This is a genomic window from Luteibacter sp. UNCMF331Sha3.1 (genome assembly GCF_900109915.1).
Taxonomy (GTDB): domain Bacteria; phylum Pseudomonadota; class Gammaproteobacteria; order Xanthomonadales; family Rhodanobacteraceae; genus Luteibacter.
This window is the reverse complement of record NZ_FOBU01000001.1, coordinates 648,937-669,965: the sequence shown is the minus strand read 5'-3', so window position 1 is coordinate 669,965 and position 21,029 is coordinate 648,937. Positions and strand designations below refer to the sequence as shown.

Annotated in this window: 17 protein-coding genes and 1 riboswitch; of the genes, 6 read left to right on the top strand and 11 right to left on the bottom strand. The window is 68.5% G+C overall.

Features of this window, described 5'->3' with window-relative positions:
• Positions 1-2: 2 nt before the first annotated feature.
• Positions 3-1,604 (bottom strand): peptide chain release factor 3, encoded by a 1,602-nt coding sequence (locus BMX32_RS02925; protein WP_089974322.1) that lies wholly within the window; start codon positions 1,602-1,604, stop codon positions 3-5.
• Positions 1,605-1,651: 47 nt separating this feature from the next.
• The gene (locus BMX32_RS02920) at positions 1,652-2,665 is read right to left on the bottom strand and encodes a cysteine synthase A (RefSeq protein ID WP_089974320.1); all 1,014 of its coding nucleotides are present in this window, start codon (positions 2,663-2,665) and stop codon (positions 1,652-1,654) included.
• 230 nt (positions 2,666-2,895) lie between these two features.
• Positions 2,896-3,009, top strand: a riboswitch (SAM riboswitch).
• Positions 3,010-3,100: 91 nt separating this feature from the next.
• Here BMX32_RS02920 and BMX32_RS02915 point away from each other — a divergent pair.
• Genes BMX32_RS02915 through BMX32_RS02905 form a run of 3 tightly spaced genes read left to right on the top strand, consistent with a single transcriptional unit; the run spans position 3,101 to position 6,399 of the window.
• A complete protein-coding gene (locus tag BMX32_RS02915) occupies positions 3,101-4,138 on the top strand; it encodes a homoserine O-succinyltransferase MetX (protein WP_089974318.1) in 1,038 nt (345 codons plus the stop codon).
• A gap of 3 nt (positions 4,139-4,141) precedes the next feature.
• Entirely contained in the window at positions 4,142-5,335 is a 1,194-nt protein-coding gene (metB, locus tag BMX32_RS02910; protein ID WP_089974316.1) for a cystathionine gamma-synthase, read from the top strand.
• Positions 5,332-6,399 (top strand): homoserine dehydrogenase family protein, encoded by a 1,068-nt coding sequence (locus BMX32_RS02905; RefSeq protein WP_089974314.1) that lies wholly within the window; start codon positions 5,332-5,334, stop codon positions 6,397-6,399. Before metB ends, BMX32_RS02905 begins: the two co-directional genes overlap by 4 nt.
• Before the next feature lie 126 nt (positions 6,400-6,525).
• Here BMX32_RS02905 and BMX32_RS02900 read toward each other — a convergent pair whose 3' ends face one another.
• Positions 6,526-8,196, bottom strand: coding sequence for an APC family permease (locus BMX32_RS02900; RefSeq protein ID WP_089974312.1), 1,671 nt, complete (start codon positions 8,194-8,196; stop codon positions 6,526-6,528).
• 160 nt (positions 8,197-8,356) lie between these two features.
• Here BMX32_RS02900 and BMX32_RS02895 point away from each other — a divergent pair, with 160 nt between their 5' ends.
• On the top strand, positions 8,357-8,737 hold the full coding sequence (locus tag BMX32_RS02895) for a hypothetical protein (RefSeq protein WP_089974310.1): 381 nt from the start codon (positions 8,357-8,359) through the stop codon (positions 8,735-8,737).
• 28 nt (positions 8,738-8,765) lie between these two features.
• Here the strand turns inward: BMX32_RS02895 and BMX32_RS02890 are convergent, their stop codons facing one another.
• Positions 8,766-10,148 carry an L-serine ammonia-lyase gene (locus BMX32_RS02890; protein WP_089974308.1) on the bottom strand — a complete coding sequence of 461 codons (1,383 nt, stop codon included), beginning with the start codon at positions 10,146-10,148 and terminating at the stop codon, positions 8,766-8,768.
• A 75-nt stretch (positions 10,149-10,223) separates the two neighbouring features.
• Between BMX32_RS02890 and BMX32_RS02885 the strand changes: the two genes are divergently transcribed.
• On the top strand, positions 10,224-10,454 hold the full coding sequence (locus BMX32_RS02885) for a glutaredoxin family protein (protein WP_089974306.1): 231 nt from the start codon (positions 10,224-10,226) through the stop codon (positions 10,452-10,454).
• A 3-nt stretch (positions 10,455-10,457) separates the two neighbouring features.
• Here the strand turns inward: BMX32_RS02885 and BMX32_RS02880 are convergent, their stop codons facing one another.
• From BMX32_RS02880 to BMX32_RS02860, 5 genes are all read right to left on the bottom strand, one after another.
• Complete coding sequence (locus BMX32_RS02880; RefSeq protein ID WP_089974304.1) at positions 10,458-11,801, bottom strand: GTP-binding protein; 1,344 nt, start codon at positions 11,799-11,801, stop codon at positions 10,458-10,460.
• 5 nt (positions 11,802-11,806) lie between these two features.
• Entirely contained in the window at positions 11,807-12,367 is a 561-nt protein-coding gene (locus BMX32_RS02875) for a YceI family protein (RefSeq protein ID WP_089974301.1), read from the bottom strand.
• A complete protein-coding gene (locus BMX32_RS02870) occupies positions 12,364-12,948 on the bottom strand; it encodes a cytochrome b (RefSeq protein WP_089974299.1) in 585 nt (194 codons plus the stop codon). The genes BMX32_RS02875 and BMX32_RS02870 overlap by 4 nt, the downstream gene beginning before the upstream one ends.
• On the bottom strand, positions 12,932-13,558 hold the full coding sequence (locus BMX32_RS02865) for a YceI family protein (protein ID WP_089974297.1): 627 nt from the start codon (positions 13,556-13,558) through the stop codon (positions 12,932-12,934). The genes BMX32_RS02870 and BMX32_RS02865 overlap by 17 nt, the downstream gene beginning before the upstream one ends.
• Before the next feature lie 119 nt (positions 13,559-13,677).
• Complete coding sequence (locus tag BMX32_RS02860; RefSeq protein ID WP_089974295.1) at positions 13,678-15,129, bottom strand: GTPase domain-containing protein; 1,452 nt, start codon at positions 15,127-15,129, stop codon at positions 13,678-13,680.
• Between the two features lie 112 nt (positions 15,130-15,241).
• Between BMX32_RS02860 and BMX32_RS02855 the strand changes: the two genes are divergently transcribed.
• On the top strand, positions 15,242-18,751 hold the full coding sequence (locus BMX32_RS02855) for a hybrid sensor histidine kinase/response regulator (RefSeq protein WP_170843544.1): 3,510 nt from the start codon (positions 15,242-15,244) through the stop codon (positions 18,749-18,751).
• Here BMX32_RS02855 and lptG read toward each other — a convergent pair.
• Positions 18,748-19,845, bottom strand: coding sequence for an LPS export ABC transporter permease LptG (gene lptG / locus BMX32_RS02850; protein WP_089974291.1), 1,098 nt, complete (start codon positions 19,843-19,845; stop codon positions 18,748-18,750). The two genes, BMX32_RS02855 and lptG, sit on opposite strands and share 4 nt — an antisense overlap.
• Complete coding sequence (gene lptF, locus BMX32_RS02845) at positions 19,845-20,948, bottom strand: LPS export ABC transporter permease LptF (RefSeq protein ID WP_089974289.1); 1,104 nt, start codon at positions 20,946-20,948, stop codon at positions 19,845-19,847. Before lptF ends, lptG begins: the two co-directional genes overlap by 1 nt.
• Between the last annotated feature and the right edge of the window lie 81 nt (positions 20,949-21,029).

Here is a 21,029-nt window from a genome sequence, read left to right as displayed (position 1 = left end):
GATCAGACGTCGATGGCGGCGGCGTGCTCGCGCGTCGCCGAGAACCGCACGGTTGGCCAGCGCTCCTGCGCGAGCTGCAGGTTGACGCGCGTGGGCGCGAGGTAGACGAGCTCCCCCGCCGCGTCGATGGCGAGATTGCCCGCGTTCTTTTCGCGGAATTCCTCGAGCTTCTTCGCGTCGTCGCAGTGGATCCAGCGCGCCGTGGCGACGCCGACCTGCTCGAACGTGGAATCGACGTTGTATTCGTCCTTGAGGCGGTACGCCACCACGTCGAACTGCAGCACGCCGACCGCGCCGAGGATGAGGTCGTTGGACATCAGGGGGCGGAAGAACTGCGTGGCGCCTTCTTCCGACAACTGCGCCAGGCCTTTCTGGAGCGCCTTCATCTTCAGCGGATCGCGCAGGCGCGCGCGGCGGAAGAGCTCGGGCGCGAAGTTCGGGATGCCGGTGAACGACAGCGGTTCGCCTTCGGTGAAGGTGTCGCCGATGGTGATCGTGCCATGGTTGTGCAGGCCGATGACGTCGCCGGGATACGCACGCTCCACGATCTCGCGATCCGATGCCATGAAGGTCAGCGCGTTGGCGATGCGGACTTCCTTGCCGGTGCGCGTCTGCTGCATCTTCATGCCGGCGGTGTACGTGCCCGAGCAGACGCGCATGAACGCCACGCGGTCGCGGTGGGCCGGATCCATGTTCGCCTGGATCTTGAAGACGAAACCGGTGAGCTTTTCTTCTTCCGGTTTCACTTCGCGCGTGAGCGTCTCGCGAGACCGCGGCGACGGTGCGTGCTCGACGAAGAAGTCGAGCAGCAGCTGCACGCCGAAGTTGTTCACCGCCGAGCCGAAGAACACCGGCGTCTGCTTGCCGGCGAGATAGGCGTCGAGATCGAACGGATTGGAGGCGCCCATCACGAGTTCGAGTTCGTCGCGCAGTTCGTCGAGCGCGGCCTGGCCGATGCGCGCGGCGAGGTCCGGATGGTCGAGGCCCTTGAAGATGGTGGAATCCTGGCGCGTGAAGTTCTTGCCCGGCTCGAACACGTGCACTTCGTCTAGCAGCACGTGGTACACGCCCTTCAGGCGCGAACCCATGCCGATGGGCCAGGTGAGCGGCGCACAGGCGATCCCGAGCACCGACTCGACTTCGTCCAGCAGCTCGATCGGCGAGCGACCCTCGCGATCGAGCTTGTTGATGAACGTCATGATCGGCGTGTCGCGCAGGCGGCAGACCTCCATGAGCTTGATCGTGCGCTCCTCGACGCCCTTGGCGCAGTCGATGACCATCAGGGCCGAATCGACCGCCGTCAGCACGCGGTAGGTGTCTTCCGAGAAGTCCGCATGTCCGGGGGTGTCGAGCAGGTTGACGATGGCGTCGTCGTAGGGGAACTGCATGACCGACGACGTCACCGAGATGCCGCGCTCCTTCTCCAGCGCCATCCAGTCCGAGGTGGCATGACGCGCGGCCTTGCGGCTCTTCACGGAGCCGGCCATCTGGATGGCACCACCGAACAGGAGGAGCTTTTCGGTCAGCGTCGTCTTGCCGGCATCGGGGTGGCTGACGATGGCGAAGCTGCGCCGACGGCGCGTTTCGGAAAGGTGGTCGGACATCGGTCTCAAGGTCGCTAAGGCGGGCTAACCGCCTATTCTACCAGCGCTTAGCCGAGCGCGCGGTCGAGCCACGCCGGGACCGGGATCGCCTTCTCGCGCAGGAACGCCGGGTTGAACAGCTTGCCCTGATAGCGCATGCCGCCGTCGCACAGCACGGTGACGATCGTGTGGCCCGGGCCCAGTTCCCGCGCCAGTCGGATGGCGCCAGCCACGTTGACCCCGCTGGAACCGCCCACGCAGTACCCCTCGTGGTGGAGCAGGTCGTGCAGGATCGGCACCGACTCGTCGTCCGGGATGGACCAGGCCTGGTCGATCGGGGCGGCGAGGAAATTGGCCGTCAGCCGGCTGTTGCCGATCCCCTCGCTGATCGAGGTGCCGCTGCCCACGAGCTCTCCCGTCTTCACATAGCTGGCGAAGATCGATCCGGCCGGATCCGCCAGGGCGATCCGGATGGCCGCCCGGCGGGCCTTGAGGGCCTTGCCGACGCCCGCGATCGTGCCGCCGGTTCCCGCCGCGCAGACGAAACCGTCGACCTTGCCGTCGGTCTCGTCCCAGATCTCGGCGCCCGTGTGGGCCTCGTGCCAGTCCCGATTGGCGGGATTGTCGAACTGGTCGGCGAACCACGCGCTGCCGGGGGCGGCCGCATTGAGGGTCTCGGCCATCGCCTTCGCGACGCGTGCGTAGTGATTGGGGTCCGTGAACGGAACGACCGGCACCAGCCGGATATCCACGCCCATGACCCGCAGGGTGTCGATCTTTTCGCGGCTCTGGGTGTCCGGCATCACCACGACGGTGCGGTAGCCGCGGCTGGCGCCGAGCAGGGCCAGCCCGATGCCCGTGTTGCCCGCCGTGCCTTCGATGACCGTGCAGCCGGGCCGGAGGAGGCCGCGGCGCTCGGCGTCCTCGATGAGACCCAGCGCGGTGCGGTCCTTCACCGACCCGCCCGGATTCATGAACTCGGCCTTGGCGAGGATCTCGCAGCCGGTGGCCTCGGACGCCTCGCGCAGGCGGAGGAGGGGGGTGTTGCCGATGGCGGCGGCGAAGTCGGTGTGAATGGTCATGGGGGAATCGTACCGGACCTATCGGAACCCCAGCGAGTGCTTCGTGGGATCCGACCTGTGGGAGCGGCCTCGGCCGCGATGGGTGCTTGCCGCAGGCAATCATCGCGGCCGAGGCCGCTCCCACAAGGGCTGGCGGCAAGCAGGGCGTCATTTGGAGATCATGAGAGTCTAGCCATCTGGACGTCTATACGGCTGTTGACACAACAGGAATCGGCGCGTATCGTCGGTTTCACTCATCGAGACCGGCTGAGGGACAGGCCCTTTGAAGCCGGGGCAACCTGCGGATTTCCGCGACGGTGCCAACTCCTGCGGGGCGTGCATGCACGCCAGCCGATAGATGGGAATGTCCGTTCCGGGCGTGCGTCCGCACATCCGTCGCCGGCAGTCCGTTATTGGTACCCGCGAAGGCTCGATCCCGACCGCAGGAACCCGGACATGCCAGCAGAGCCCGCCACCGTGATCTCCTTCCCCGAAGCGACCGTCGCCGCCGCGCCCCGTCGCGCGAGCGATCTCAGCGAACAGCGCGGTACCCGCCGTGTGTCGTTCACGCCGAAGTACGGCAGCGACATCGTCGAGGTCGACGTGCGCTATCTGTGGTGCGGCGCGCCGAACGCGCCAACGGTGATCGTGCAGGGGGGCATTTCCGCCGACCGCGATGTGTGCGCGGGGCGCGAGCGCACCGGCGGCTGGTGGCAGGAACTCGTCGCCGAAGGTGCCGCGGTCGACCTCGAGGCCTGTCGCGTACTCTCCATCGACTGGCTCGTGCCGACCGACCTGGGCGACGTCGCCTCCGTGTCGAGCGAGGATCAGGCCGCCGCACTCGCTGCGCTGGTCGACGAACTGGGCATCGGACGCGTGCACGCGTTCATCGGTTCGTCGTACGGCGCGATGGTGGGCCTCGCGTTCGCCGCCGCGCATCCGGCGAAGGTGAAGTCGCTCGTCCTGCTCGCCGGCGCGCACCGGCCGCATCCTTTGTCCACGGCGCAGCGATCGGTGCAGCGAGGCATCGTGCGGCTCGGGATCGGCTCGGGCCGTACCGACGAAGCGCTGGCCCTCGCGCGGCAGCTGGCGATGACCACCTATCGCGGCAGCGAGGAATTCTCGCGACGTTTCGCCGCCGGACCGGAACTGCGCGACGGCCGTTTCCGTTTCCCGGTCGAGGATTATCTCGAGCATGCGGGGCGCCGCTTCGTCGAGCGCTTCGATCCCGAGCGCTTCCTCGCCCTCTCGGAGTCGATCGACCTGCACGACGTGCAGCCGGAGCGCATCGGCGCGCCGACCGTGCTCGTGGGGTTTCCGTCGGACCGTCTCGTGCCGTTGGCCGACCTGTGCGAACTGCAGCGTCGTCTGGGCGGCACCGCCACCCTCGAAGTCGTGGAATCCCCTTACGGACACGACGCCTTTCTCAAAGAAACCGTGCAGCTCGCTCCCGTGCTGCGTCACGCACTCAACGACTGTCGCGGAGACCGCTAAGCCATGACCGATTCCCGTCTTTGTACCCGCGCCGTGCGCGCCGGCATCGAATCCGATACGCAGCACGGCGCGGTCGTCCCGCCGCTGCACCTCTCGACGAACTATTCCTTCGACGGCTTCGGCAACAAGCGCGCCTACGATTATTCGCGCAGCGGCAACCCCACGCGCGATCTTCTCGCCGATGCGCTCACGGAGCTCGAAGAAGGCGCCGGCACGGTCGTCACCGGCAGCGGCATGTCCGCGGTGGCACTGGCTCTGGAGATCGTTCCGGCGGGCGGTCTCGTGCTGGCGGCGCACGATTGCTACGGCGGCACGTGGCGCCTGCTCGACGCGTGGGCGAAGAAGGGTCGTTTCAGCGTGCGTTTCGTCGACTTCACCGATCCGGCGGCACTGGCGGAAGGTCTCGCCGCCAGGCCCGCGCTGGTCTGGGTCGAGACGCCGTCGAACCCGTTGCTGCGTATCACGGATGTTCGCCACGTCGCCCAGGCCGCACACAGCGTCGGTGCGCTCGTCGTCGTCGACAACACGTTTCTCTCGCCAGCCTTGCAGCAGCCCATCAGGCTCGGTGCCGATATCGTCGTGCACTCGACCACCAAGTACATCAACGGCCATAGCGACGTCGTCGGCGGCGCCGTGATCGCGGCCGACGCCGCGGTTGCCGAGCAGCTGAAGTGGTGGGGCAACTGCAACGGGCTGACCGGTTCGCCGTTCGACAGTTTCCTCACCCTGCGCGGTGTGCGCACGCTCGCCGTGCGGCTGCGCGCGCACGAAGAGAACGCGCATCGCGTGGCCGCCTGCCTCGACGCGCACGACGCGGTGGAGCGTATCTACTACCCCGGTCTCGCGACGCATCCCGGGCACCAGCTCGCCCAGCGCCAGCAGGCGGGGTTCGGTGCGATGCTCAGTTTCGAGATCGCCGGCGGCACCGAGGCGATCCGCGCGTTCGTCGACGGTCTGCGCTACTTCTCGCTCGCGGAATCGCTGGGTGGCGTCGAAAGCCTTGTCGCTCATCCCGCCACGATGACCCACGCCTCGATGGCGCCGGAAGCGCGGCGCATCGCGGGCATCGGCGACAACCTGCTCCGACTCTCGATCGGCATCGAGGATGGCGACGACCTCGTCGCGGACATCGAGGCGGGCCTCGCGCGCGCCGCGGCGGTCGCGCCGGTCGCGTCGAAACGCAAGGTCGGCGCATGAGCGCGGTGGCGATCGCGCCGCAGGCGTCCCTCGTGCCGCGCACGGCCGTGATCCTGCTCGGCACCGGTGTGGTGGGGCGCGCCTTGCTCACCCTTCTCGGCACGCCCGCCGCGCGCTCGTTGCGGCTGGTCGCCGCGGCGAACTCGACACGCCAGCACGTGCTGGCGGACGGTGGGTCGCCCGCCGATGTCGCGGAGCACCTCGCCCACGGCAGGGAGGGGCGCGACAATGCCCCGTTGTTCGCCGCGCTCGACGCGACCGGCGCGCAGCGCAAGGTCGTGATCGACGCCACGGCCTGTACGAAGGAGGCCGGTCGCCACGCGGAGTGGCTGTCGGCCGGCTATCACGTCGTCACCGCCAACAAGGCACTCGCCGGCGGGCATCTTTCGGGATGGCGCGCGCTGCAGAGCGCGTCGTCGGCGGGCGCGGTCTACGGCGACGCGGCGACGGTCGGAGCGGGCCTGCCGGTGCTCTCGACACTGCGTCGCCTGCGCCACTGCGGCGACAGTCTCCTGACCCTCGAAGGCGTGTTTTCCGGGTCGCTATCGTGGCTGTTCAATCATTACGACGGCAAGCGTCCCTTCTCGGAGCTGTTGCGCGAGGCGCGTCGTCTTGGGTTCACCGAGCCGGATCCGCGCTCCGATCTGTCCGGCGAAGACGTCGCACGCAAGCTGCTCATCATTGCCCGCAACGCAGGATTCGCGCTCGGCAGCGACGAGGTGGAAGTCGAGAGTGTGGTGCCGGACGCGTTGAGGGACGTGGACACGAAGACGTTCCTCGACCGGCTCGGCGAACTCGACGAACCGTTGCGCGCGCGCCATGCCGCGGCTGCCGCGAACGGCAAGGTGCTTCGTTACCTCGCGCGCCTGAACCAGCGCGGCCGCGCGCGCGTCGGCCTCGTCGAGGTGAATCCCGAGCACCCGGCCGCGCGCCTCTCCGGTACCGACAACCAGTTCGCCCTGACGACCACGCGTTACCACTCGACGCCGCTGGTGATCCAGGGACCCGGCGCGGGTCCGGAGATCACGGCGCAGGCGCTGCTGGGGGATGTGCTGGCGATCTGAAGCGTGTGTGTGCGAGCGGCCAAGGCCGCTCCCACGGAAAGCTTGCCCGGAGCGGTTTTCCCCGAGGGACGCTCCTGGCAAAGCCGAGCCCAAAAAAAAACCGCCCGGGAGGGCGGCTTTTTTTCGTTACCTGTGACCGGTAACCCGTTCGGCCTCTTCGGCGCTCGGCGGGAGGTCCGGTTCACCCGGGAGCACTTCGTCGTGGTGGAAGCGCGCGGCTTCGACCATCGGCGTGCGCCAGCCCGAGGCGATGCCCCAGAAGTAGAAGATCGCACCGATGACGGCGACGAGAGCGAGGTCGTAGCCGTAGGGGATGTAGTCGCGACCGCCGAAGGTCTTGCTGCCCGCCCACGACACGAACGCGATGACCGGCAGGTAGACGATCAGCCACCACGAGCCCTTGAGGTGGCGGCGGAAGTCGTCCCAGCCGCTCTTCGCGGTGTAGTAGAAGTACAGCGGCAACGCGACGACCATGAGCAGGATGATCTCGCCGGTGAGCGGCCATTTCGCCCAGTAGAGCAGTTCGGTCGCGAAGATGAAGGCGAGCGCGGCGAGTACCGGAAGGCCCGGGATGCGCAGCGGACGCTTCAGTTCCGGCGCGGTACGACGCAGCGTCATGACGCTGACCGGACCGGTGAGGTAGGAGATGATCGTCGAGACGGAGATCACCGCCGCCAGCGTGCCCCAGCCACGGAAGAAGAACAGGAAGATGAAGCTCACCACGAGGTTCAGCCACATCGCCGGGCGAGGGATGCCGAAGCGCGGATGGATGTGGCCGAAGATCTTCGGCAGATGGCCGTTGCGCTCCATCGCGTAGATCATGCGCGCGGTGGTCGCGGTATACGTGGCGCCGGTGCCGCTCGGGCTGACGAAGGCGTCGGCGTAGAGCAGGATCGCCATCCAGTTGATCATCAGCGCGGTGGCGAGCTGGGCGAACGGCGAAGCGTACTCGAGGCCGGCCCAGCCGTTGCCGAGCTGGTCGGGCGGCACGGCGCCGATGAAGGCGACCTGCAGGATGACGTAGACGACCGTGGCGAGCAGGATCGAGCCGATGACCGCGAGGGGGACGCTGCGTCCCGGATTGCGCGCCTCGCCCGCGAGGTTCACCGGGCTCTGGAAGCCGTTGAAGCTGAAGACGATGCCCGAGATGGCGACCGCGGTCAGGATCGAGGAGATGTCGATCGCGTGGCTGCCGCCGTGCGCGCCGATCTCGAAGTTGCCGGGGTTCCAGCTGGTGGCGATCAGCGCGATGCCGGTGGCCGCCGGCACGACGAGCTTGAAGACGGTGATCGCCGTGTTGCTCTTGGCGAACAGCTTCACGCTCCAGAAGTTGAGGAAGAAGTAGACCATCACCAGCACCACCGCGATGGCGAGGCCCGGCGGCGTCAGTTCGCCGTGGCCGTTGGTGACCACGTAGAGGTCCTTCGTCCATGCCGCCCATTCCCACGGCCACGAGGCCATGTACTGGACGGACGCTTCGGCCTCGACCGGGATCACTGAGACGATCGCGATCCAGTTGGCCCAGCCGGCGATGAAGCCGACGAGCGAGCCGTGCGAGTAATGGCCGTAACGCACCATGCCGCCGGACTCGGGGAACATCGCGCCCAGTTCCGCGTAGGTCAGCGCGATGAACAGGATGATGACGGCGCCGATCAGCCAGGCGTAGATCGCGCCGGGGCCGGCGAGCTGGGCGGCGTGCCATGCGCCGAACAGCCAGCCCGATCCGATGATCGAGCCCAGGCCGGTAAGCATGAGGGCAAAGGCGCCGACGTCGCGGCGGATAGCGCTATGGGACATGATGACTCCGGTCGGTCGGGGCGGGCGGGAACCTGCCCCGGGGCGGCACAAGGGCCGGATGATGACAGCCCGGGCCGCGCCTGTCAGCCCGCGGTCGCAGCACACAAGTGGACGCGCGTCGATATACACTGGCCGACGCGGTATGGACGAAGGGGGTCGGATGCAATCGAAGTTGGTCGCCAGCGGCGTGTTGCTCGTTGCCTTGACGGCATGCGGCATTGCCGCAGCCCAGGAGCGATGGAGCGACGACGGGCGGCTGATCGATTCGGAGTCGTACGACCGTACCGCCAAGGGTTTCTACTTCACGCTATATCCCGGCGAAGACCCCGTGCAGGCCGTGCGGCGCTGCGCCATCGCGATGCGCGAACTGGGTCGCCTGTCGTCGGTTTCCTGCTTCGCGTACACCAGCAAGCAGCGCTTCGAAACCCGACGGGGCAAGCTCCGGGTCTGCTATTCGGCGGTCGCCAACTGGTGGGGCGAGGACGAGCCGGTGCGTGTCGAGACCGTCGACCGGCTGCCCAGGATGTGCCCGGCGAGGTGAAGGGGGAGCGGGTGGTCCCGCTCCGGTATCAGCACTCGATCACGTTGACGGCGAGGCCGCCGCGGGACGTTTCCTTGTACTTGTCCTTCATGTCGCGACCGGTGTCGCGCATGGTGGCGATGACCTTGTCGAGCGACACGTGGTGCTTGCCGTCGCTCTTCAGCGCCATGCGGCTCGCATTGATCGCCTTCACGGCGCCCATCGCGTTGCGTTCGATGCACGGGATCTGAACGAGGCCGCCGATGGGGTCGCAGGTGAGGCCGAGATTGTGTTCCATGCCGATCTCGGCGGCGTTCTCCACCTGTGTGACGCTGCCGCCCAGCGCGGCCGTCAGGCCGCCGGCGGCCATGGAACACGCCACGCCGACCTCGCCCTGGCAACCGACCTCGGCGCCGGAGATCGACGCGTTTTCCTTGTAGAGGATGCCGATGGCGCCGGCCGTGAGCAGGAACTCGATCACGCCGTCTTCGGACGCGTTGGGGCAGAAGTGACGGTAGTAGTGCAGCACCGCCGGGACGATGCCCGCGGCGCCGTTCGTCGGCGCGGTCACCACGCTGCCGCCGGCGGCGTTTTCCTCGTTGACGGCGAGCGCGTAGAGGTTGACCCAGTCGAGGATGGTGAGCGGATCGCGCAGCGCGGCCTCGGGTTGCGCACGCAGCTCCGCCGCCATCGCGGGGGCGCGGCGGTTGACCTTGAGGCCGCCGGGCAGCACGCCTGGCGAGCGCAGGCCGCGCGCGACGCAGTCCTGCATCGCCTTCCAGATGCGCAGCAGGCCGGTACGTGTCTCGGCCTCTGGGCGCCAGATGCTCTCGTTGCGCATCATCAGCTGCGCGATGGTGAGCCCGTGCTCCTTGCACAGTGCCAGCAGCTCGTCGCCGGTGGAGAACGCGTAGGGTTGTTCGCTGGTATCGGCGACGATGCGGTCTTCGGCCGCTTCGTCGGGATTGACCACGAAACCGCCGCCCACCGAGTAGTAATCGCGCGTCGCGAGTTCGTTGCCGTCGGCATCGTAGGCCGAGAAGCGCATGCCGTTGGTGTGGAACGGGAGCTTCTGGCGCTTGTTGAAGACGAGGTCCGACTTTTCGTCGAAGGCGATTTCCCGGCGCCCGAGGATGCGAATGCGCTTCGTGGCGCGGATCCGCTCGAGCGTGGCGGGGATGGTGTCGGGGTCGACACGATCGGGCCATTCACCCTCGAAACCGAGCAGCACGGCCTTGTCGGTGCCGTGGCCGCGACCGGTCATCGCCAGCGATCCGAACAGCTCGCAGCGCACGCGTGCCACGCGCTCGAGCACGCCTTTCTCGTCGAGCCAATGCTCGGCGAAGCGCGCTCCGGCGCGCATCGGACCCACGGTGTGGGACGACGACGGGCCGATGCCGATCTTGAAGAGGTCGAAAACGCTGACTGCCATGGCTGCCTGGGGATTGGCTATGGGAAATAGCCAGCTATTCTACGCTGCCACGTCCCCGGCCCCATACACCTGCGCATGTCCGCATTCACCTTGTTCCAGCGCGACGACTGCCATCTCTGCGACCAGGCCCTGGCGGTGCTTGCCGCGGCCCGGCTGCCCGATTTCGGCTCGGTCTGGATCGACGACGACGATGCACTGGAGGCGCGCTACGGGGTGCGCGTGCCCGTGCTGCGTCGCGACGACGGTGCGGAACTGGACTGGCCGTTCGACGAAGCCGCGGTGAGGGCGTTCACGCAGTCGCCCTGAGATTCAGCGCTTCAGACGTCTCAGGATTTCCTCGCGGGCCTCGCGCAGGATCGAATCGCGATCGAGCCCCGCGACGATGTCCGCCACCGCGCGCTTCGCGCCGTGTTCGCCCCACGACTTTCCCGCCACGAGGTAGCGCTCGGCGGCCCGGCCGATCAGCACCGTGGCGTACCAGCCGAGCGCACCCTGCGCGGCGGCCGTGACGACGACCGACAGCCCGCCGCTGAGGCCCTTGAGGGCGGAGGCGACGAGCTGCACGCCCCACACCGCGCCCATCAGTGCCGCGAGTTGCGTGGTGATCACCGCGACGAGGCGGCCGGATTCGCTCCGCGTGAGCGGCAGACCGTACACGCGCCCCAGTTGCACCACCATCGCCGCGTCGAGGCCGCCGGCGAGCAGCAGGTCGGCGACAGGTACGGGGTTCAGCGCCACGCCGACCGCCTTGGCGATGCAGTACTGGCGGATGACGCCGCTGGCGACGTCGCGTCGCGCGGTGGCGATGCGTTCGCCGATCTGGTCGGTCAGACGCCCGGCGAAGAGGCCGGCGTTGATCGCGGACAGCGTCTTGCCCTCGCGCTCGGCGATGGCGAGCAGCCGCGCCTTGAGCGCACCGATATCGGGCGCGCGCGGCTCGGCGTAGCGACGCTCGATGCCGGACGCGTCGACCTCGACGATGTCGCGCGGCGACGGATATGCAGCCACCGCCATCACGTCCTCGCGCCGCACCAGCGTCGAGCCGTGCTGGCGCAGTCGCTCTAGCAGGCCCTCGCGTTCGTCGTCGCTGTAACGGTCGGCCTTGTTCAGCACGAGCAGCAGCGGGCGACGCGTGGACGCCAGCGTGCGCAGCGCGTCGCGTTCTTCGCGCGTGAGGTCGCCGTCGGCGACGAAGACGATCAGGTCGCTCACGTCCGCGACCTCGAACGCGAGTTTTTCGCGCGCTTCGCCGCCCAGTTCGTTGATGCCGGGCGTGTCGATCAGTACGAGGCCCGCCGTGGCGGCTTCGTCGAGTCGCGCCGCGTCGGCTTCCGTCGTCGTGCCGTGGAGCACGCCGACGGCGAACGCGTCGCGTCCCAGCAGCGCGTTGCCCAACGCGGACTTGCCCGCCGAGACGCGGCCGAACACGGCGACGTGAAGCTCCTCGTTTTCCAGGCGGTCGAGCATGTCCTCGACGCGCCGGAAGTCGGCGCTCATCGACGCGCGCACGTCGGCGGGAATCGAGGGGTCGTTCAACAGGCCGCGCAGGCTCGCGGCCACGGGACCGCCCCGGTCGTCGACCGCGGGCGCGACCGCGCCGCGGCGACGGAAACGGCCGGTGAGATCGCGAAGGCGTTCGCGCCACGCGGCCATGGGCCTTACTTCGGCAGCAGGTTCAGCGTGCCGTTGACGAGCACTTCGTCGGCGATCGTGCCGGTGTCCTTGTAGTCGCCGCTGCCGACGCCGAAGTCCAGACGCTTGAGCGTGCCGGTGACCGACAGATTCGCGCCGCCCGCGGCGGGCTTGAAGGCGACCTTGAGCGCGAGCGGCTTCGTGACGCCGTGCAGCGTGAGGTTGCCGTTGGCGACGACGCCACCCTTCGCATCCCTGGTGAAGCCCGTCGTGACGTAGCGGGCCTTGGGGAATTTCGACGCGTCGAAGAAATCGGGGGTGGGCAGCGCGTTGTCGCGGTCGCCGTCGCCGGTTTTCGCCGTCGCGACGTCCACGGTGACGTCGAACTTCGCGGTCGCGAGGTTCGCGGGATCGTAGCTGATCGCGGCATCGAACTTGCCGAACGTGCCATCGAACTGCTGGCCCTGGAACTTGCCGCTGAATCCGAGCGTGCTTCCCGGCCCGACCTTGTAGTCGGCGGCGGTGGCGGCGAAGGGCACGGCAAGGGCTAGGCCCAGGGTGGAAAGACGGCGAAGGATCGGGTTCATGCGGAATCTCCGGGCGGGGTGGGGGTGCTTCGCTTCGCTCGACCGAACGGCAGCATGCGCCGAAGCGTGTCGTCGCGATCGACGATGTGGTGCTTCAGCGCGCCGCCGACGTGCGGCACGAGCAGAAGCAGCAGGAACCAGAACAGGTATTCGTGCACCTCGATCAGTACGTTCGCGAGACCTTCGTCGTGACCGACGATGGCAGGCAGGTTGAACTGTCTGAAGTACTGCAGCGGATAGCCGTGCGCGGAATTGAACGCCCATCCCGTCAGCGGCAGCGCGACGATGAGCACGTACAGGAGCGCGTGCACCGCATGCATCGCCACCATCTGCCAGCGCGGCCCCGGTGTGTGCGGCGGACGGCGATCGGCGAAGCGCCACAGCACGCGTAGCAGGAACAGCGCGAGCACGGTGAGGCCGATCGACTTGTGCAGGGCGAACATGTTGATCTTGTTGAGCGACGGCTTGAGGCCGTCCATCCAGAAGGCGAAGGCGCCGTTGCCGAGGATCAGCAGGGCCATCGTCCAGTGGAAGGTCTTGGCGACGGTGCTCCAGCGGGTCGCCTCACTGCGCAGGGGCATCGGTCGTCTCCTTCGGTTTTTGGGTGGTCGGCTCGTCGCCGCGGATGGCTTCCACTTCGATCCACACGGAGACATCCGTGCCGATCGAATTGCGGTTCGACGTCATGCCGTAGGCGGTACGGTCCAGCGTGAGGTACGCGGAAAATCCCGCGACGGTATGCAGGCCGTAGATGGTCTTGCCCACACGGTTCACGCGGAACGGGATATCGAGGGGCAGCGTGGTGCCGCGCAGCGTGAGCCGGCCATGCACGACGCCTTCGTCGTCACTGCGTTTCTCGACGGAATCGCTGACGAACCGGGCGGTGCGTTCGCGGTCGCTGGCGAGCAGGGCGTCGCCCCGGACGGCCTTGTCCCAGCCCGCATCGCCCATGTCGACGGAAGCGAGGTCGATGGTGGCGTCGACCTTCGATTTCGACCAGTCGTCGCGGTCGAAGACGACCGTGCCTTCGGCGATGCGCAGGCGGCCGAAAGACCGCGAAAAGCCATTGTGGTCGACGTTGAAGACCACCTGGCTGTGTACCGGATCCATGCGGTAGGCGACGCCATCCGCGCTGGCCGCGAACGGCGCGCAGGCGGCGAGGAAGGCGAGGGCGCGATGAACGTTACGCATGCGTGATGACCTGCCGCGACGGGACCGCATCGCGGCCGATGAGGCGCAGTGTCGCCGACCGCGACCGCCTTGTCAGCCCGCTCGCCGCGAACGCATCGTTCACCTGGGGCCTCCTGTCGTCAGCGGTCCCGCAGGGCCTCGCCGGTGAGCTCGGCCAGGCGGCGCAGGCGCGACTGGCCGGCGTCGCCGAGGAGCTCGCGCATGCGTTCGCTGGCGTCGGCCTGATCGAGCGTCCGTCGTTCCGCGAGCGTGGCGGCCAGCGCGCGGCCGAAGCTGTCGAAGATGAGGGCATAGGCGAAGGCGTGAAGGATGCCGCCACCCAGCGTGCCGAGGCCGGGAAACGCTTTCAGGGCGTTTCCCGAAATGGCGAGCACCAGCGACGTGCCGGTTCGCAAGGTCATCCGGACCTGGCGCAGGAGGTTGTCGATTTCCACATCGGTGACGCGCACGTCGTGCAACGCCGCGAGCGCGCGGACCATGCCGGTGGCCAGCACGCCCTGGATCACGAGGTCGCTGCCCGGCGCGACGGCGGCCATGGCGCCGACGATCGCACGCCGCGCATAGCGGCTCACGATGCGCTCGGCTTCGGCGGCGCGCCATTCGGCCTCGCGCTCACCGGTCCGTTCGTGCAGTCCCGCGAGCACGGCGTTCTCGCGTAGCGCCTCGAGCTGCGTCGCGCCGGGCGCGAGCATCCGGCGAAGCGCGTTCATGAGGGGCTCGACGTCGGCGGGCCGCCGGCGCGCGACGTTCTCGATGGTGCCGTCGGCGAGGCGTCGCGTGAAACGCTCGTCGCCACCGGCACTGATCGCGACCACGGCATCCGGAATGCCGGCGCTTTGCGCGCGTACGCGCCCGACGATGCTGTCCCGCTCGGCGGCCGTCCATTGGTCGGCCTTGTTCACGGCGAGCACGAGGGGCTTGCCGAAATCGCCGAGCCAGCGCAGTTCCTCGCCCTGCGTGCGCGTGAGGTCGCCCGCGCAGACATAGACGACCGCGTGAGCCCGCAGCGCCTCGTCGCGCGCCATGCGCTCGCGAGCGTCGCCGTCCGATTCGGCCGAGCCGGGTACGTCGGCCACTGTCCAGCGCGCGCCCCAGGCATCCGTTTCATAGTGGGCCACGTCGCGGGTCGTGCCACCGCGCGCATCGCGCTCGGGCGCGTTGCCCGGTGCGAGCGCGGCGATCAGTGTCGATTTGCCCGTCGATATCTCGCCGAACACGGCAACATAGACATGCGCCGTCTCGCGGCGCCGGTCCAGCTCGCCCAATTCGCTACGAAGTTCCTCAACGTCGATCCGGCTCTCGCGCAGCGTTTCGATCCGCGCCTCGAGCGATGCGCGATCCGGTGCGACCACCGGCGTGCGAGGCCGGCGCGGCCGCAACCACCACGCGCCGAAGCCCACGACGAGGGCCGCGCCGAAGAGGACGAGGAGCCCGACGATCCAGCGCAGACCCTCGGGAAGGCCCATGAAACGCTGGCCCAGCGCGATCGCACGGTCCACGGCGGCCAGCGTCAGCCACACGAGGGCGACGAGGCCGATCACGGCGAGGAGGAGGCGAAGCCGGCGGGACATGGCCCATTCTAAGGGTACGGAGTGGGGGGATTCCTACACGTGCCTGAGCGAGGTTCGCTTATGCGACGCGGACGCGCATGGCATGATCGGGCCTGCACCTGGAAGCCGGCGTATGTTCAGCACGCTCATCACGAGATGGACCCTCGTGGCCGCGATCGTATCGATCGCGGTCCTGCCCGTCGTGGCGTCCGCCACGGCCATGCCGCCGGTGCCCACGCCCCAGTTCCGCCGCTACGGTCTCCTCGAAGGCCTGCCAAGCAGCAAGGTCCATGCGGTCGTGCAGGACAGCCAGGGTTTCATCTGGGTCGGGACATCCGTCGGCGTGTCCCGTTTCGATGGTGTCGAATTCGTCTCGCCGCGGGTCGGGGGCGATCGCGCCGATGCGCTGCCTGCCGGAGAGATCTCGGCGCTGATGGTCGACAGCGCCGACAGGCTCTGGATGGGCGGTCCGGACTTCGGACTGGGTCGGTACGACCCGGCGACGGCCGCGTTCGTCCACTGGCGCGACGACCTGGCGAGCGACGACATCCGCGCGATCGCGCAGGCCCGCGACGGATCCATCTGGGTGGGCACGGCGGACGGCCTCGTGCACATGGCGCCGGATGGGGCCGTCCTCGACGCGCGACGTCCCGGGCCCGACGGTCTGTCGTCGGCGTCGATCCATGCCCTGCATGCGTCCGACGACGGGCGGCTCTGGGTCGGCTCGGATGGCGGCGTCGACGTCGTCGACGCGGCGGGCCGGATCACGGCGGTGCCCTTCGAGGATGGCGGTCGTCCGCGCGTGTCGCGTATCGATGGCCATGCCGCCGAGCTCCGGTTCTCCACCGATCGGGGGCTCTACCGCCTTTCCCACGACGGGCATCTCCGCCGTGACCGGCGCGTGCCCGCGGTGTCGTTCGGTGTGTCGCTGGCCGACAGCCACGGCAGCCTCTGGCTGGCCGGCCCCGACGGTCTTTCCGCGCTCGATCGCTACGGCCGTCTCCACGCGGTGCCCGCATCGTGGATCACCTCCGGCGGCCTGCCGGGCCGCGCCGTCCGCGGCATGCTGGAAGACCGCGAGCACGGGCTGTGGTTCGCCCTCAGCGACGGTGGCCTCGCGTATCTCGGCCCGGCATGGGAGGACTTCACCCGTTTCGCGCATGTGGCGACCGATCCGCAGAGCTTTCCGGGTCGGACCGTCACGGCCGTGGCCGCGCATGGCGGAAGCCGCTTGTGGGTCGGCGGCATGCGCGGCTGGATAAGGGCGTTCGACCCCGCGACGGGGCGCACCGAGGCCGCGCTGGACATCGGCGATCTGCGCGTGCAGTCGCTGCTCGAGATACCCGCCGGCCTGCTGATCGGCACGGCCGAAGGTCTTGCGATCGCGCGGGACGGACATCGATGGCGGCGGATCTTTCCCGGCACCATCGATGGCCCGGTGACCACGCTTGTCGCGGGTGCGGACGGCGTGGTCTACGTCGCGGTCTTCGGGCGCGGCCTGTTCGTGCTCGACGCGGCGCTGAAGCATGCCACGCCGATCTCTCCCGCCAGCGCGCGTCGCGGCGACGCGGATACGCGGCAGATCGAGATGGTCGGCGACCAGCTCTGGCAGGCGAGCGTCGCGGGGCTTTCCCGTCTCGATCCCGCCTCGGGACACATGCAGCCGATCGCCGGGGTCGCGCCCGGGCGCATTCACGCGTTCGAGCCCGAGGAGGGCGCCTTCTGGGTGATTCGCCCCGATTCGATGGAGCACTACCGGTGGGACGGTCGCCACGCGGTGCTGGACCGTTCCATCGGCGGTGCCGAGGGGTTTCCGTCGGCCGACATCCTCAACATCCGGCGGGACGTCGCCGGGCGTCTGTGGTTGTTCGGACACACCGGCGTATGGCGCTTCGATCCGGGCCACGGGACGTTCCGTCCGTTTGGACTGGCCGACGGCCTGGACAGCGGCGAATTCACCAACGCCACCACCGTGCAACTCGACGACGGCACGATGTACGGCGCGACGCTGGGTGGCCTCGTCGGCTTTCGCCCCGACCGGCAGCGCGACCATGCGCGCAAACCGACCATCGTCCTCCTCGGGGCGAGCGTGCTTCGGGACGGCTCGCGGCAATCGCTGCCGATCGATGGCGACACCCTGCGGCTGCGCTGGAACGACCGCGAGCTCGTCGTCAGCGCCCGCGCGCTTTCCTACGTCAATCCCGATCGCAACCACCTCGTCTTCAACCTCGAGGATGGCGGAGGCGTCACCGAGCTACGCACGGGCAAGGACGGACGACGCAGCTTCGGGCCGCTGCATGCCGGTGTCTATCGCCTGGTGATCTCCGGCGCCGGTCGCGACGAGGTCAACGGCGAACTCGCAAGACCCATCACCGTGGTCGTGGACGATCCGCCGTGGCTGAGCTGGTGGGCGTGGCTGGTCTACGTCAGCGCCACGATCCTGGTCATCGGGCTGGCCGTCACGGGTGCGCGCCGGCGTGTGCGCCAGACGATGCAACTGCGACTGGCCGAGCAGCAGAAGCGCCTCGCCGAGGAGGCCAATGCGGCGAAGACGGATTTCATGGCGACGCTCGGCCACGAGATCCGGACGCCGATGACCGGCGTGCTGGGCATGGCCGAACTGATGGCACGGACGCCGCTGGACGAAACACAGCGCGCCTATATCGAGGCCGTGCGACGCTCGGGGACGACGCTGCTCCGGCTGGTCAACGACGCGCTGGACATCACGCGCATCGAAGCGCGGCGCCTCGTGCTCGAATCCGAATGCGTGCCGATACGGACCGTCACCGGCGAAGTCGTCGCACTCGCGGAGGCGCGGGCGCACGAGAAGCGCATCGGGCTGTCGGCCGCCGTCGACGCCGGCGTGCCCCTCTCGATACGTGGCGACACGATCCGCCTGCGCCAGATACTGCAGAACCTCGTCAACAACGCCGTGAAGTTTACGGATCGCGGTCGCGTCTCGCTGCATGTCGCCCGCGACGGCGACGAGCTCGTCATGACGGTGAACGACACGGGGCCCGGCATGTCGGCCGACCTTTGCGAGCGTGTGTTCTCCCGGTTCGAACAGGGCGGCTCGCCGCAGCGGGCGGAAGGCACGGGCCTGGGCCTCGCGATCTGCCATGAGCTCTGCCTGCTGATGGGCGGCAGCATCGGCGTGCGCAGCACCCCGGGGCAGGGCAGCGATTTCATCGTGCGCGTGCCGCTGGTGCCGTGCACGTGCGGCGCGTGCGCCGGCACGTCGCAGGAACCGGTGGTCGTGGCGGCGCGGCGACGCCTGTTGCTCGTCGAAGACGATCCGGTGGTGGGCGACGTCATCGCGGGCCTGCTCAGGCAGCGCGGCCATGTCGTGTCGCTGGCGACCGACGGGCTGGCGGCGATGACGTCGCTCGCACGCGACACGTATGACGCGATGCTCCTGGATCTCGACCTGCCCGCGATGGACGGTTTTCAGGTCGCCCGGATGGTTCGTCGCATGACGCATCTCGACGACATGCCGATCGTCGCCGTCACCGCCCGCTCCGCGGGCGACGAGCTGTCGGCGATACGCGCCGCGGGCATGGATGCGCTGCTGCGCAAGCCGATGACGGGCGACGACCTCGATGCGGCACTGGAAACCGTGTGCACCCCCGAGGCGGCCGGCTAGCTGAACTTCCGGAAATAGACGAGCGCGCCGACGATGAGCAGGACGGTGGGCAACAGGTTCGCGAGCAGCGGTGCCAGCCCGTACACGGTGCCGAAGTTCACCATGGCGCCCTGCAGGAAGTACCAGCCGATGGCGAGGATGATGCCGATGAAGAGGCGCTTGCCGAGGCCGCCCGAGCGCAGCGAGCCGAAGGCGAACGGCATCGCGCAGAGCACCAGCACCAGCGTGTTGATGGCGAACAGCGCGCGACCCCAGAACGCCACCGCGTAAGCGCCGGGATTCTGTCCGTTGGCTTCCAGGTAACGCATGTTGCGCCGGAGGTCGCCCATCGACAGGTATTCCGGGTGGATCACCGATTGCTCGAGCACGTGGGGATTGAGGTGCGACTGCCACGTCTGGCTGGCTTCGTGCGCCGAATGCGTACCTTCCGCGTCCAGCGAGGTGGTGCGCACGTTGGCCATGACCCAGCGGTTGCCGTCGTGGATGGCGCTGTCGCCGTGCGCGAACGTGCTGACCTGGCCGTCCGGCGTCATCGTGTACACGCGCACGTCCACGAGCTTCACCGTCGTGAGGTCGCCTTCCTGAGTGGCGATGGCGGACTTGGCGTTGATGATCTTGCCGCCGTCGCGCGCCCAGAGGCCGCTGCTGGTCGAGCCGAGGTTGCTCGAGCGCATGCGCACCTGGATGGCCTGGGCGTGCTGGTCGCCGTACGGCGCCGCGGTTTCGCCCATGACGACGACGCCGACGGTCAGTACCGCGATCACGCCCGCCGCCGACGCCGCGATGCGCAGCTTCGACATGCCGGCGGCACGCAGGGCCGTGAGTTCGCCGGTGGCCGCGAGACCGCCGAGGCCGAGCAGACCGCCGATCAGCGCCGCGTTGCTGAACATCTGGTAGAGGCGCCGCGGCACCGTCAGCATGATGTAGGCGATCGCGTCGTAGAGCGTGAAGCCGTTCTTGCCGATGTTGCCGAGCTGGCGCACGAACTGCGTCAGCGCGTCGAATCCCGTGAGCACGAGCCAGACGAGCAGCAGCGTGCCGAGCACGCTCGCGCCGATCAGCCGGTCGGCACGCTTGATGGTGAGCGTGGCCATCAGCGGGCTCCCTTCACGCGGCGAACGGCGTACTGACGATGGAAGTACCACGCGGCGACGCCGAAGACGACGATGTGCAGCACCCAGATCGGGGCGGACGTGTGCAGGTTGCCCTTGATGATCTGGGCGCGGGCGATCAGCTGCCAGACCACGTAGAGGAAGTACGCGAGCACGGCGATCAGCAGTCGTCCATAGCGTGCGTCGCGCGGCGCCTGGCGGGACATCGGCAGCACCATCATCATCAGCACGAGCGTGCTGACCGGGGCGGCGAAGCGCGAGACGATCTCGCCCAGCGATTCCGGCGTGCCGGCCTTGAACAGGTCGGTGGTGGAGGATTCGTGCGCGGGGTCGCTGTCGTCGTCCTCGTCCGCGATGCTCGACAGCGAGATGTCGTTGCGCTCGTACTTCATGCGGCGCCAGTTGTCGCCCCCGAGCGGAATCTCGAACTGCCAGCCGTTGAAGAGCGCGAGGAAGCGGCTCTGTCCGTCGCTCTCCTGGTACATCCGGCCGTTGTCGGCGTTGACCACGCGTACCTGCGGGTTGCCGTCGCCGTCCACGCGGTCCGTGGCGATGAAGGTCTTGCCCAGCACCGTGCCGTCGCGGCTCAGCGTGTCGACGAAGATGATGCCGCCCTTGCCGGGCAGCTCGGTGAAGCGGCCGGCGTCGAGGCCGGCGGCGATCACGGACTTGTTGGCGGCGGCGATCACCTGGTCGGCCGTCCGCGAGGACAGGGGGCCGAGCCAGAGCGAGACCGTGCCGACCACGATGGTGGCGATCACGGCGAGCAGGGTGACCGGCCGCAGCATGCCGCGCGGACCCATGCCCGAGGACGCCAGCACGTGCATTTCGCTCTCGCGGTACATGCGGCCCAGCGCGATCAGCGTGCCGAGAAAGGCCGACATCGGAAGCAGGGTGGAGAGGAGGTCGACCATCTGCAGGCCGAGCACCTCGAACATCACGCTCGGCTGGATGCTGCCGTTGGCGACTTTCTGCAGGACGGACGCGAAAGCCCCGCCGGCGAAGATCACCAGCAGGACGATGGCCGTCGCGAGCACCCCGTAGGCAAGTTCGCGCAGGAAATAACGGTCGAGGATGCTGAGCATTTGGTAGAATTGGCGGTTAGTGCCGCGTCAGTCCCGGCCGGCAAACCACAAGTCTAGCCTGTCCCGACCCCGGGCGGGCTT

Bases quoted from the DNA above. Each gene is read 5' to 3' on its own strand.
- BMX32_RS02925 (WP_089974322.1), bottom strand. From the start codon at position 1,604: ATGTCCGACCACCTTTCCGAAACGCGCCGTCGGCGCAGCTTCGCCATC.
- BMX32_RS02920 (WP_089974320.1), bottom strand. From the start codon at position 2,665: ATGACCATTCACACCGACTTCGCCGCCGCCATCGGCAACACCCCCCTC.
- BMX32_RS02915 (WP_089974318.1), top strand. From the start codon at position 3,101: ATGCCAGCAGAGCCCGCCACCGTGATCTCCTTCCCCGAAGCGACCGTC.
- metB (WP_089974316.1), top strand. From the start codon at position 4,142: ATGACCGATTCCCGTCTTTGTACCCGCGCCGTGCGCGCCGGCATCGAA.
- BMX32_RS02905 (WP_089974314.1), top strand. From the start codon at position 5,332: ATGAGCGCGGTGGCGATCGCGCCGCAGGCGTCCCTCGTGCCGCGCACG.
- BMX32_RS02900 (WP_089974312.1), bottom strand. From the start codon at position 8,196: ATGTCCCATAGCGCTATCCGCCGCGACGTCGGCGCCTTTGCCCTCATG.
- BMX32_RS02895 (WP_089974310.1), top strand. From the start codon at position 8,357: ATGCAATCGAAGTTGGTCGCCAGCGGCGTGTTGCTCGTTGCCTTGACG.
- BMX32_RS02890 (WP_089974308.1), bottom strand. From the start codon at position 10,148: ATGGCAGTCAGCGTTTTCGACCTCTTCAAGATCGGCATCGGCCCGTCG.
- BMX32_RS02885 (WP_089974306.1), top strand. From the start codon at position 10,224: ATGTCCGCATTCACCTTGTTCCAGCGCGACGACTGCCATCTCTGCGAC.
- BMX32_RS02880 (WP_089974304.1), bottom strand. From the start codon at position 11,801: ATGGCCGCGTGGCGCGAACGCCTTCGCGATCTCACCGGCCGTTTCCGT.
- BMX32_RS02875 (WP_089974301.1), bottom strand. From the start codon at position 12,367: ATGAACCCGATCCTTCGCCGTCTTTCCACCCTGGGCCTAGCCCTTGCC.
- BMX32_RS02870 (WP_089974299.1), bottom strand. From the start codon at position 12,948: ATGCCCCTGCGCAGTGAGGCGACCCGCTGGAGCACCGTCGCCAAGACC.
- BMX32_RS02865 (WP_089974297.1), bottom strand. From the start codon at position 13,558: ATGCGTAACGTTCATCGCGCCCTCGCCTTCCTCGCCGCCTGCGCGCCG.
- BMX32_RS02860 (WP_089974295.1), bottom strand. From the start codon at position 15,129: ATGTCCCGCCGGCTTCGCCTCCTCCTCGCCGTGATCGGCCTCGTCGCC.
- BMX32_RS02855 (WP_170843544.1), top strand. From the start codon at position 15,242: ATGTTCAGCACGCTCATCACGAGATGGACCCTCGTGGCCGCGATCGTA.
- lptG (WP_089974291.1), bottom strand. From the start codon at position 19,845: ATGGCCACGCTCACCATCAAGCGTGCCGACCGGCTGATCGGCGCGAGC.
- lptF (WP_089974289.1), bottom strand. From the start codon at position 20,948: ATGCTCAGCATCCTCGACCGTTATTTCCTGCGCGAACTTGCCTACGGG.